Origin of the sequence: Streptococcus sp. 27098_8_69, assembly GCF_041432445.1 — a bacterium.
In the GTDB taxonomy this organism is placed as follows: Bacteria; Bacillota; Bacilli; order Lactobacillales; family Streptococcaceae; genus Streptococcus.
The window spans coordinates 35,345-47,528 of the sequence record NZ_JAPVZO010000010.1 but is presented as its reverse complement, the minus strand read 5'-3'; the positions used below and the strand labels follow the sequence as shown (position 1 = coordinate 47,528).

General features: G+C 40.8%; 8 protein-coding genes and 1 pseudogene. 1 reads left to right on the top strand and 8 read right to left on the bottom strand.

Annotated features, from left to right (window positions below; all coding sequences use genetic code 11):
- Positions 1-158 precede the first annotated feature (158 nt).
- The 5 genes from O3658_RS05005 to O3658_RS04985 all read right to left on the bottom strand — a co-directional run bounded on the left by O3658_RS05005 (position 159) and on the right by O3658_RS04985 (position 8,362).
- Positions 159-1,358, bottom strand: coding sequence for a restriction endonuclease subunit S (locus tag O3658_RS05005; RefSeq protein WP_371559720.1), 1,200 nt, complete (start codon positions 1,356-1,358; stop codon positions 159-161).
- Between the two features lie 11 nt (positions 1,359-1,369).
- Positions 1,370-2,437: an AbiH family protein gene (locus O3658_RS05000; protein ID WP_371559718.1), complete on the bottom strand. Its 1,068-nt coding sequence runs from the start codon at positions 2,435-2,437 to the stop codon at positions 1,370-1,372.
- Between the two features lie 160 nt (positions 2,438-2,597).
- The gene (locus O3658_RS04995; protein WP_371559716.1) at positions 2,598-5,966 is read right to left on the bottom strand and encodes a type I restriction endonuclease subunit R; all 3,369 of its coding nucleotides are present in this window, start codon (positions 5,964-5,966) and stop codon (positions 2,598-2,600) included.
- 320 nt (positions 5,967-6,286) lie between these two features.
- The gene (locus tag O3658_RS04990; protein WP_371559714.1) at positions 6,287-7,534 is read right to left on the bottom strand and encodes a toxic anion resistance protein; all 1,248 of its coding nucleotides are present in this window, start codon (positions 7,532-7,534) and stop codon (positions 6,287-6,289) included.
- A 21-nt stretch (positions 7,535-7,555) separates the two neighbouring features.
- Positions 7,556-8,362 (bottom strand): hypothetical protein, encoded by an 807-nt coding sequence (locus O3658_RS04985; RefSeq protein ID WP_371559712.1) that lies wholly within the window; start codon positions 8,360-8,362, stop codon positions 7,556-7,558.
- 547 nt (positions 8,363-8,909) lie between these two features.
- Between O3658_RS04985 and O3658_RS04980 the strand changes: the two are divergent.
- Positions 8,910-9,221, top strand: a pseudogene (locus O3658_RS04980) (transposase); the annotation flags it as partial.
- A 66-nt stretch (positions 9,222-9,287) separates the two neighbouring features.
- Here O3658_RS04980 and pyrE read toward each other — a convergent pair.
- From pyrE to O3658_RS04965, 3 genes are all read right to left on the bottom strand, one after another.
- On the bottom strand, positions 9,288-9,920 hold the full coding sequence (pyrE, locus tag O3658_RS04975; protein ID WP_371559710.1) for an orotate phosphoribosyltransferase: 633 nt from the start codon (positions 9,918-9,920) through the stop codon (positions 9,288-9,290).
- Between the two features lie 34 nt (positions 9,921-9,954).
- Entirely contained in the window at positions 9,955-10,656 is a 702-nt protein-coding gene (gene pyrF, locus O3658_RS04970; RefSeq protein WP_371559708.1) for an orotidine-5'-phosphate decarboxylase, read from the bottom strand.
- 255 nt (positions 10,657-10,911) lie between these two features.
- Positions 10,912-12,177, bottom strand: a complete 1,266-nt coding sequence (locus tag O3658_RS04965; RefSeq protein ID WP_371559706.1) for a cell division protein FtsQ/DivIB — start codon at positions 12,175-12,177, stop codon at positions 10,912-10,914.
- Between the last annotated feature and the right edge of the window lie 7 nt (positions 12,178-12,184).

Genomic DNA, 12,184 nt, shown 5'->3' with positions numbered 1-12,184 from the left:
CCGTCCTATACAATAACTTTGTTATTGTATAGGATACCACTATGGCGGAAAATATCTTCTAAAGGCTCACTTCGTTCGCGCTCATTTTACATCTAGTTATTAAGATGAAGTCTTTTAAAAACGGGTTACTATACTATGCTTTTAACGGTCTTGTCATCTTAGATAAACATTTTTTTGAGTAGGGTTTGTTTGCTTTCTTTGAGCTGGTTGACTTTTTCCTCTTGCTTGGAAATGGCCTTGTCTAGGTCTTGGAAGAAAGAACCGATAGCTTGTTGCTCAGGGAGGGTTGGGAGATGTAGAGGGAGCTTCATCATTATATCCGAATTTAGCTTCGCTCTTCCTCCTCCTACTAGAAAAGGTTCAATGTTAATTTGTTTTACTGCAAATAATAAAAACAAATTGTTTATCAAGTCATTTTTACCTTGAATAACATGAGCATGATTATTTACCCAAACTTTTCCATTTACATATTGTACTGGATAATTTTTTAAATCACTTGCGCCATCTTCGGCAATAAGAATAAACTCGCCATCATGTGTATAACCATCTACATAATCCTGTATCCCATTAGCCCCATAATATGGAGTATCCCCAGAAACCCTTTCATTTGCTGAAACTGGAACTCTTAAATTATCATATCTATCCGTAACTTCCCCCAACTTCACTTCCTTCCACTCATCTTCAAATCCTGCGAAGCGAAGAGCTGGTTTGGTTTGTCCTTTGGCTGGGAAAAGGAGCTTGAGGTAGGTTTTCTTCTGCTCTTTGAGCACCTCTAACTTACACTGTTGAAGGCTAATAAGCTGGTCAATATCTTGGAAGAAAGAACCAATGACAGTTTGCTCGGGGAGGGAGGGGAGGGGGACTGGGATATCTTTTAGTTGCTTAAGTGGTAACTGCTTTAATGCCGTTCCAGTATTTCTCGATAACAATTCTTTTTGCCCTTTTGTACTAATAAAAAATTGTAAAAAAAAGTCCCCTTTAGCTTCATTTTTATTAGTCCGAATAATTGCGAGCTGTGAATTGATGTTCCATCCAACATTCTCATCTTTAGCGTATCCAATAGCTCCTAATGATCCTCTCACTGCTAAAATAATATCATCCAATTCAATGTGACCAGACGTCAATTCTTCATGTTTTTCATGAGTTATATAATTTGCATTAGTCTCATCCAAAACTCCATTTACAAGATTACTACCTCTTAAAAAAGGGACACCATTTTCACTAGTAGTAAGGTCTTTCTCTGATGGATAAGCTTCTCCGTAGTTGCCATCTGTAAAAAGAGTTTCAGTTTCCCCCAACTTCTTCTCTACCCAAGGTTCGGCATATCCCGCAAAGCGATAACTTGGTTGTTTTGTCATATATCTCCTCCTTATAACAATTGATTGTCCCTTGTATCTATCAATCTTAGTTTATATGCTTTATCTGCACCTAATTTTTTCAGAGTTCTTTTTATTTGTACTATATTTCCAAATCGGTAATAACTATCAAGTAAAATATCTGCATTTGGATTCTCCTTAAATATTGCTTTTAAATATGGACTGTCTACCCATCTTTGTTCTGAACGAATTCCAAAACCGATGAAATAAATTTCTTTGACAGAAGATAATCTTTCAAAAAGTTCATCATAATTAGATAATACATTGTCAACTGGTTTCTTTAACTTCATAACAACCTCTTCAAGGTACGCTGCTACATCTAAAGGATTGAAATCATTTACTTCATCATCAAAACCATGTCCAAAAATAAATTTTTCTCCACCAATAACTCCATGTAAATGAAAAACTCGCTCTTCAGGAATTCTATATAAATCCTCTAACGTTTTTGTATAATTGAAATTGATAAATAATGCATCAGAATTTTTCAAAACTGTATCTTTTAATAATTTAGAGTATGATTCTTCACCTTTAGTCAGAATTCTATCCTTCCAATCAGAATATGTCTCTTCTATCCACAATTTAAATAATTTATTTAAAGAATAATCTATATATTTAGCTAGAATTTCTCCTATCTCATTAGCATTATTAGCCATCAAAGAACCATTCAAATCACCATCACTATCCACAAAATCCATGGTATCAATAGACACTTTATTAAAATCTGCTAATTTCTCTTCAAAATCAGACCAAAATTTCTCAGTTTCTGTAATTTGACCCATCAACTGATACAACAACTTGTAAAAATCTACATCATCTGGATATGGGGCATCTTCTAGCGCCATTTGCTTTTCAAGAATATCATAATCATCTATTTCTTCGAATAATATTTCTTCATCAACCCTATTTAGATATAATTTAATGGCATTTTCACTTTGCAACGACTCCAATAACTCATCTTTGCCATAGGCCTGTTGATAAACAAACTTTTTGAAATATAAATAATTCGTCTTCAAATCATGTGCTATATCGAAACCATTTCCAATAATAAATAATTTCTCCATAATGCTCCTTCTTTCTATTACTCCATTTTCCTATTTCTACACTTTAGATTTTCTTTTTTGATATCTATTCTTCATTTTTATCTATTTTGAAACAATAGATAGGCTGATTTGACAGGATAAAGTTAAACATCTAGCAAATAAGAAAAGTCAAATCGGAATTTTATCTTCCCCTTAGTGGTAAGATATCCTCTGAAATCATGCGCATATAGTCCTCTTTGAGGGCTTTTTTGTATTTGAGTTTTGGCAGTGCCTTGTCTCCGTGGGTTTCCTTATAGGACAGATAGTCCTGAGACTCCGTGATGGCTTTTTCACCATTTTGCTTGTCGCGTCCGATGCGGTAGTTGTCCACTACGAACTGGAGTTCATCCTCCCCTATCTGCCAATAATCTGCCGTTTCACGAATCTTTTTCTGGGTTGTTAGTTCAATCATCTCATCCAACTTATGGATGATAGACTGCCCCTGATAGCTCTTAGCATCAGCTTGGACATCCTGCCAGAGGTTGGAGATGAGGTTGGATAACTTGGGATTGGATTTGTTCAAATCTTCGATATAGTTATCTACCAGACTCTTTTCCTTTTTACCAATGAGGTTTTCCCGATTTTCAATCAGAGCTTGGATGAGAGAGAGGATATAGTGATAGTTTATCTCGTCAGTGCGGATAGATTCGAGCTCATACTCGATATCCAGCAGCACACCTTCATCTTCTTGATCTTCTTTTCTGCGTCTGCGAAGCTCTTCGATGACATTTTGATATTGGCCGGCAAAGTTCTCGATATCTTCGAGGCTGAGACCAATTTCTCTGAGGATGACTTTCTCATCATAGTCCGAATAGACTTGTATAGAGGATAGGAGCTTGTCAAATTCTTGAAAGGCCTTGGCAAAGCGTTTTAATTCTGCATCTGTCGCTGTATCCAAATCAGGCACCTGCTCTGGACTTGGAGCGATGGCTAGTAGTTGATGAACCTTCTCAAGAAACTTGGCCTTCTCCTCCTGCCATTCTGGGGCTAAGACACTAGTTTCACCCCCATTTGAGTAGAGGCTCAGAGCTTCATCCACCTTTTCTTTAAAGCGGTCAGGCGTTTGGAAGGTGACGATTTGACCAAATTTCTTGCCTTCATCAAAGAGGCGATTGGTTCGTGAAAAGGCCTGAATGATATGCTGGGGTTTCATGGGCTGACGATCCATGAACAGGGTCGATAGGCAAGGGGCATCAAAGCCCGTCAACAAGCGGTCCACAACGATAACCAGGTCCAACTGTTCCTCACGAAAGGCAAAGCGTTCTTTCTTACGGGCCAGACGGTCGTTGAGGTCACTATTGTAGGAAGCAATGGTTGCTAGGCTAAAGTGGGTGCCAAACATAGCATTGTAGTCTTCTAAACTCTCCTCCATGTAGGCTTGGTTAACATAGGAGTCTGCTTCATTTTCTGTCACAGAATAGGTAATGGCAACCTTAGGAAAGTCTGGCAAGACCTTTTTAACTTTTTCTGAGATACTTAGAGACTTCTCTCCATTTTTGACTTGCTTAATCAGGTTATAATAGGCCTGCGCACGGGCAATGCTTTTGACGGTCAAAATGGCTTCGTAGGTTTTCCCTACCCCATTTTGGAAACCGAGTTTGCGTCTTGAGCGATTGAGAATGGCATCTAAAACCGCAAGCATGTGGCCTTCGTCATCATAGCGCTCCTCGTCAATCTCATCTTCTGCCCAACCAGGCATGGTTGTCTGATACTCCACATTAAATCCAAGAACCGCCTTGTCATGAATGGCTTCTTTGACGGTATATTGATGGAGACAGTCACCATACTGCTCTTCGGTCGTCTGAGCAAGGTCTCCTTTTTGTTCACGTTGATTTTCTGTAAAGATAGGAGTCCCTGTAAAACCATACCAGAGAGAATTTGTAAAGAAATGCTCTAGGTGGCGCTGGCGTTCAGGAGTCACTGCGCGATGGCATTCATCGACGACAAAGGCAAGTTTGAGTTGCTTGATACGATTGTAAACCTTTTGGTGACGGCCTTCATCAAACTGACGAATCATGGCGTTGATTTTCTGGATGGTCGTCACAACGACACGACGATCATCAGAAGCCAGATTTTTAACTAATTCCTGTGTATCATCTGTCTCGTCGATATCAATCATGTCGTTCTCTGCATAAGATTGAAAAGAACTAGTCGTCTGCTGGTCAAGATCTGTCCTATCAATCACAAAGATTGTCTTTTCGATGGATGGAATCTGGAGCAGATTGCGCGAAACCTTATAGGAGGTCAGGGTCTTTCCTGAACCAGTTGTATGCCAGATATAACCCGACTGGCGCTTGCGACTAGCTTCACGTATAGCCTCAATGGCATGAACCTGATAGGGACGCAATAAAATCAAGGCCTTCTTGTCATCATCGATGACAGAATACTGCATGACCATCTCGTGGGCTCTCGGTATGGACAAGACAGACTCTGCAAAGTCAAATAGCTGAGGCTGGGGTCTATTTTCACTATCCACCCACTTGGTCAAGAAGCGTTCATTTAGCTTGTTGGCTTTGGCAGCTGCGATGTAGCGAGTATCTGTGACATTAGAGACGACAAACATCTGAAGACTTGAAAAAATGCCTCTGAACTGTCCTTCTTGGTCGTATTTCTTAATCTGACGGAAGGCATCCATATAAGGATGAGAACGGCTTTTCAGTTCGATTTGAATCATAGGCAGTCCATTGATTAACAAAGTCACATCTCCACGGCGCTGACGAATCCCTTCTCCGCCTGTGATGACTTGGTTGACAACCTCATAGCTGGATTTGCCACCAGCGACATTGTTTCTCCACAAGACTTCCAAGCGAATGGTGCCTAGACTGGCATCTTCACGTTGAACCTGTACCTTGGCAATGCCATTTTCTCCTGCTATCCACTTGGCTGCTTCATAGAAGTTGACGAAATTGAGCTGGTTTTTAATTTGATTTTTCTCTGAATTTGTAAGGGGATAGTCTTGCAAAATGCGGACATTATTGGCTTCCAGCTTGGCAAAAAAGTTTCCCCATAGGAGGTCTTCTGTATTCAACTCAGGTCGATACACCCATTGACTTTCTCCCTTTGTCAGCTGGTTGATTAAATCTCGCTCGATAGCCAATTCCTGTTTGGTTTTGGCTTTGCCTGCTATAGGAACAGCAAGCTCATCTTTAGGAGAGAGTCTCTGGCTGATATGGAAATCCTGCAAGGCTGCTTGATTGAGATGTTGCAATTTTTCAAGCAGGGCTTGCTCCGTCCCTTTTATGGCTTGATAGCCTGCCGTCAAGTCTTTATCTGCATCTAGGTAGTGATGCGGGTTCTTCTTTATTTGGATATAACCCTGCACCAAATCTTCTAAACGTCTCAGCTGAATAGCAAGCTGGTTCTGGAGTTCCTGAGAATTGCTTCCAGATGCTTCTTTCTGGTTGATAGCCTCTAGGTATTCTACGATGGCAGTATAACTAGGCTGTAACTCAGGTGCAGAAACGATGAGTTCTTGTTCTAATTCTTTTGATAAAGTGTACATCATGTCCATCCTCCACTTCTATCAGGCAAAAAGCCCACCAAGGAGATTGGCAGGTTTTGAAACTGGGTACGTGGACGCGAATATAGCTCTCTGTATGGGACTTGTTTGCTTAAATCTGAAAACCATAGGGACTCTTCCTTTTCATTCATCCAAGGCGTTGCGACATTGAAAAACGGCGCCTTTACTGCCTTTCATTATATCATAAAAGACTAGTAGCGAAAAGATTTTCTAGGGTATTCTCTCTAAATCTAGCAATAATTTCCTGACTTCAAACTTCTACTAAAACAAGCAAAATCCCCTGCAAATCTACCTTACAGGGGACTTATATATTATTCTTGTACTTCTTTCTGGGCGGCCTTGCCTTGGTCTAGAAGGGCTTGGACGATTTTCTCATCGCGTAGTTTGACAGAATCGTTAATCATTTCTGCGGACTTGACGATGGTTGTTTCTAGTTGGGCACGTTTCTGGCGTCCCAACTCAATGGCAGCAACGATACCTTGGTTTTGAGCAACCAGACTTTCAGCCAGCTTAGTAACAGATTCGACAGCGACTGTCGGATTTTGAGCAATTCTCTCCATCTGCGGAATCACTTCCTTGCTGGTTTCAGCTAGCATCTGAAGGGCAGCATTGTTGGCATTGACAATGGCATCTGCCACGACACCTGATTTCATTGATTGTTGCAAAATACCAAGTTGGGCAATGGAAAGCTTCATTGTTGGAATCGTATTGCGACGAAGCATGCCCAATTTTTGGCGCATATCAGATGATACCTTCACAAGGTTGCGCATCTGAGGTGTTGTGGCCCAGGCAACATAGAGACGGCTGACATACTCGGTATGTTGTTGTTCGAGGGTATTGACTACTTCTGCCATGCGGGCCAATTCTTGAGACTTGGTCTGGTATTCCACCGTACTTGTATCGAGTTGGTCAGCTTGAGCTTTCAATTCTGCAGCGCGATTGCCAGCTTCTGTCTGGCTGGCTTCGATAAAGGAAATCACTCCCACTAGATTTTCAATAGATTTGGTATTGTCCTCAATCAACATCTCAGCAGAGACGATATTTCGAGCTAGCACATCTTCTTGCTTGACCACTGCAGCAGCCATGCCATCCAGCTTTTGCTCCACTGTTTTTGAGTCAAAGTAAAATTCCTGTAGGGTATTCTTGCTCTTGTTAAACAAGCGTTGCAAAAAGTTTGGCTTTTCTTCCAACTCAGCAATTTCAGCATTCTTGTATTTGACGACAAAGCCTTGCAACTCACGGTTAGTATTTTTGAGTAGATCATCCACTTGGGGAATCTGCAGTTTCTTTTGTTCTGACAAGATACGGTTGACCGTATTGTTCACACCTTCGACAGCAGATTGTCCAAAATCCAAAAGAGCATTTTGATTGGTGACAAACTGGTCTACTAACTGAGGCACGCGCGCCTTGATTCCCTCTTGCTGCTCAGGGCTCAACTTTTCAAGGAAAGTCAAGGTCTTGTCCGAGCCAGTATTGGTCTCGATGATTTGGGTTGTTTTATCCACCTTAGCTACCGTATTATTGGCAATCTGGTCAATATCAAAATTAAATTCTGTCATGGTTACTCCTTTATTTCTAACCTATTCTTTACGATCTTTTTCTAGGATGCGCAGACTGATATCAAAATCACGCATATCTGTTTCATTGAGTTCTCTCAAGACTTGGTCCAGCTCAAGGTCAAATTGTTCGATGGCTGCTTTAGCTTGCTGCAAACGTTCTTCTGCCCGATTATAGTTTTTAGGATTGGCCTTAATCTTTAAATAGCCTTCTAAAATCGTTTGGAATTTCTCCATCTTCAAAGTATGGATGGCGGTCAATTCTTCCTTATCACCCTCAGCAGAGGTGGCAATCTTGTCTAAAATGGCCTGATGGTCAATAGCAATATTAGCCAAGGTCTGGGACAATTCTGGAGCTAGTTCCTCTGGCTCCGCATTTTCAAGATCTACCTGACTTTCTCTATCCAAACGTTCTAGCTGAACATCGATAGTTGCCCGCACTGTACGAACCTTTTTGTCAATACGGTTGTAAACATCATCATCAATATAGGACTTGAGACGATCCGCCTCCTGACGAATTTCCCGCAGTTCAATTAATACTTGATTGGCCAAACTCTTATAGGACTCTGAGCCTTTTTCTACTAAAGTTCCCTCTAGTTGCTGAATATCTTTGTCCGCCTGGCGAATCCTAGCTTTTAAAAGCTCAATCCGATCGTCGAGCGAACGGTCCTGCAAAAGAGGATAGCGCCAACGTTTGTAAAGTAGATAGCCACCATAACCTAGCAAGACACAAATTGCAAGAGGTAGCGCATACTGAAGCAGAAGCCCCAGCAATAACAAAACTCCCCAAAAATAGAGGCAGCCTTTCCAAAAACCATTACCCGATTTCATAAACATTCCTTATTTTCAATTTATAAGTCTATTTTAGCACAAAAGACCAAAATGAGGGCGGAAATCCCCTAGAAAAAAGTTGATTTCTTTCCTGTAGAATGGAATCTAGAAGCGCATGTTCTAATTTCAGTTGAGCGAACTCAAACCACAGGCTTCGGTGTTATAAAATGGCGGAATGACCTCTGAGGAAATATCAAAACAAAAGCTTGAAATATCGATAGATTTGTGTTAAAATGAACTTACAATGTGAGTAAAGTTACAGCATATGTAACTAAAAAAGCCCCACCGTGTCACCGATGGGGTTTTTTGCTACCCTCTAAAAGGGTTAACCATTACTTCTTACGTTTCTTCAGCCATAACTTAAAAAGCTCAGATAACACGTTAATCAGTAACGGAGCTAGAAACACTGTGAGTAAAGTTTCTAACATATGTAACACCTCCCTTCCTTAAATTGAGGGGGCTAAAACATTATATCACACCCGATTTATATCATCAACATTACTTAATTCAAGGAAGAGACTATATACAATAATCCCTTAGTTATGGAAAAGCTATAGAGCCTAATCTAGGTGCAACTTCGCTGATTCATAGTAACCGTGAATCAGCGTATACACACACGAGAATACTGGATGGTCACCACTGCTCTATATCTAGAGTTGGTAAATGTATTGATAATGCCCCTATTGAGAGCTTCTTTGGACACTTTAAAACGGAGTGTTATGATTTGAAGAAGTATAAGACTTTTGAGGAACTTGTTGCTGATATTGATGATTACATCTACTTTTATAATAACGAGCGTTTTCAAGAGCGCAACAAAGGCCTTGCTCCTCTTGAAATGAGGAACAAGGCCCTTGCTTAATTTTTTATTATTTCATTGTCCACTTGACAGGGAGCAGTTCATAGTACCTACCTGATTTTCTATTTTTTAAGCATTTTGCCAATTTTCTTGGTCTTCTTTAAAGCGTTTTAGGAGGTCAAGTCCTTCTGGTGTGATGTAACCTTCTTCTTGGGCTAGGTGGATAAGCTCACTGTAGTTTGAAAGTGTCACCAGTTTGACACCAGCATCTGCAAAGTTTTTCTCTGCTTTTGGTAATTGATAGCTGAAAATTGCTACGACACCTAATACATCTGCACCTTCACGTTTGGCAGCAGCTACGGCTTCTAAAACTGAGCCCCCAGTTGAAATCAAATCTTCAACAACGACCATTTTTTGCCCTTGGGCTACACGGCCTTCGATTTGGTTTCCTGCACCGTGGTCTTTTGGTTTGCTGCGGATATAGGCAAATGGCAAGTTCATCTTGTCAGCGATGATGGCACCATGAGGAATACCTGCAGTCGCTGTTCCTGCAATCACTTCTACTTCTGGGAATTCTGCCTTAATAGCTTCCACAAAACCATTTTCAATCAAGCTACGAGTATCTGGATAAGCAAGCGTCACACGGTTGTCCGTATAAATCGGTGACTTGATACCTGATGCCCAAGTAAAAGGTTCTTCTGGTTTGAGGTAAACGGCTTGAATTTTTAATAGATGGCTGGCAATGTCTTTAGCAAGTGTCATGGGATTCTCCTTTTAGTTCTTATTTTGTACCTAATTATTTCCAATCTCGTGTCCATTCATCCTTGATAGCATAATAAGCTGCTACTGGATCAGTGGCTTGAGTGATTGGGCGTCCGACAACGATATAGTCACTACCAATCTGGTAAGCTTCTCCTGGGGTTACTACCCGTTTCTGATCCCCTGCTTCTGTCCCTCTTGGGCGAATCCCTGGTGTCAGACAGATAAAGTCTTCATGAGTTGCTTGTTTGATAAGCTTGGCTTCTTGGGCCGAGCAAACGACTCCATCTAGACCAGCTTCAGCTGTTTTCTGGGCATAGTGGATAACCGACTCTTGGAGGCTGGTTTGGATATTTTGACATTCTTGCATTTGTTCCTCCGAGGTTGAGGTTAATTGGGTAACAGCTATGAGAATCCCCTTGTCTCCCAATCCTTCACGCGCTGCTTGCATCATCTCAACCCCACCTGCTGCCTGCACATTGGTCATATCAACTCCCAGGTTCGATAAAATTTTCATGGTTGATTTGACTGTATTGGGAATATCATGCAGTTTGAGATCCAAAAAGACACTATGTCCTAATGACTTCAAATAACGGACAACTTCAGGTCCTACAGCATAGTAGATTTCCATTCCTACTTTGACATAGAGCTTTTCCTCTGCTGGAAATAGGGCTAAGAACTCCTTGGCTTCTTCAAAACTTGGAAAATCCAGAGCTATGACTGGGCGACTTTCACGCATGCGTTTCTCCTCTTATCTTTCTTATCAGCCCAGCTTCCGTCAAAGAGACTACAAAAAAGGAACCTGCCAACAGCAAGGTTCCACGAAAAATGGGTAGAATCCACCCTTTCACCGTCTAACCTTAGCTGCCTCTCTGGACTGCTTTAAAGGTTTTTTACTATTCTATTATTTAAAGTGGGACTTGTCAAGTAAAAACCAATGATTGAACTTGTAGAAAACATGACTCATCATCAAGTCAACAGAATCATCTTAAGCTTAACGACTCTGTGATTGTTGGGTTGTTTGATTTTGACTCTGAGTTTGATTCCCTTGCTCTTCTTGTTTTTTCTTTTCTTCTTCCTGCTTCTTCTTTTCCTCTTCTTTAGCTTTGATTCTTGCTTCTTCTAAAGCCTTATCCGTCAAGCTATAACTATAGATCCCAACTTCCATATCAATACCGCTCGGTACTGTTAGTTGGGGTTTAATCTTACTATAGTAAGGTAATTTTTTACCTAGTTCTGATAAAGGAACCAAAATCTCATCCGTATCATACATGGTAATCTTGAGCAGATCACTAGTTACACTAGTTGGAGCCAATTCAATCGTTTTGATCGCCTGCTTAATCTCTGGGCTGATTTCAGCTAGTTGTTCAATCAAGGTTTTGACTTGCTGCTCATCGTTAAAAAGTACAGACATATAGGTTTCTGGAAGACTGACTAGACTAACTGGACTGGTTTCCACCGTCCCACTAGAAAGAATCGGATAATGGTCCTCTCCAGAAACATAATAGGCTACAATCCCGTATTCCTTGACCTGGATGGTAAAATTGGTCGGAAATTGATAGCGAATGCTAGCAGATTCAATCCAGTGATTGGACTTAATCATCTCAGCATGTTTGTCTTTATTGAGGAGCAGACCAAAGGTATAATCACTATCACGAATCCCTGAAGCCTCTTTGATTTGGTCTGCATTGGTCTCTACCGTACCAGTAACCTCTATGTTTTTCAAAGTTGAGTATGGCGTCAAAAGATAGATGGAAAAGAACAAGACAAGCAAACTTGGGATTAGAATCGTAACAGCACGCCAGATATGAACACTTGGAATAGAAGGCTTGGCCATCTTTCTCTTAGACTTAGATTTCTTTTCTTCTACTTTTGTTTCTTCAGATTTTTCGTCCTCTTCTTCTACTTGTTCTGTCTCAGTAGTTTCCTCCTCATTTTCAAGCGAGGACTGGTCTTCTGCACTTTCCTTCTGCTCTTCAGGATTAGAATCTAAATCCTCTTCCTCCTCAGTATCTTCAGATAAGTCTGACTCTTGTTCTTCCTTGGTCTCTTCCTCAGCCTTTTTACGCAGATATTCACGGTTCTGCTTCTGCCACTCTGATAAAGTGGTTTCTTCTTCCGGAGCTTTTGCAACTTCTTTTTTATTGGTATCTGCTTGGGCCTTTTCTTCAGCTTTTTTTTGAAGATATTCTTGATTTCGTTTTTGCCACTCTGACAATTCCTTGCCTTGAGTTGGCTCTTGTTTCTTATCCTTTGACATCGATTTT

What these genes read in the sequence shown, in the direction of transcription:
- O3658_RS05005 (WP_371559720.1), bottom strand. Translation starts at nt 1,358, where the DNA reads ATGACAAAACAACCAAGTTATCGCTTTGCGGGATATGCCGAACCTTGG.
- pyrE (WP_371559710.1), bottom strand. Translation starts at nt 9,920, where the DNA reads ATGACACTTGCTAAAGACATTGCCAGCCATCTATTAAAAATTCAAGCC.
- O3658_RS04985 (WP_371559712.1), bottom strand. Translation starts at nt 8,362, where the DNA reads ATGAAATCGGGTAATGGTTTTTGGAAAGGCTGCCTCTATTTTTGGGGA.
- pyrF (WP_371559708.1), bottom strand. Translation starts at nt 10,656, where the DNA reads ATGCGTGAAAGTCGCCCAGTCATAGCTCTGGATTTTCCAAGTTTTGAA.
- O3658_RS04965 (WP_371559706.1), bottom strand. Translation starts at nt 12,177, where the DNA reads ATGTCAAAGGATAAGAAACAAGAGCCAACTCAAGGCAAGGAATTGTCA.
- O3658_RS04995 (WP_371559716.1), bottom strand. Translation starts at nt 5,966, where the DNA reads ATGGACATGATGTACACTTTATCAAAAGAATTAGAACAAGAACTCATC.
- O3658_RS04990 (WP_371559714.1), bottom strand. Translation starts at nt 7,534, where the DNA reads ATGACAGAATTTAATTTTGATATTGACCAGATTGCCAATAATACGGTA.
- O3658_RS05000 (WP_371559718.1), bottom strand. Translation starts at nt 2,437, where the DNA reads ATGGAGAAATTATTTATTATTGGAAATGGTTTCGATATAGCACATGAT.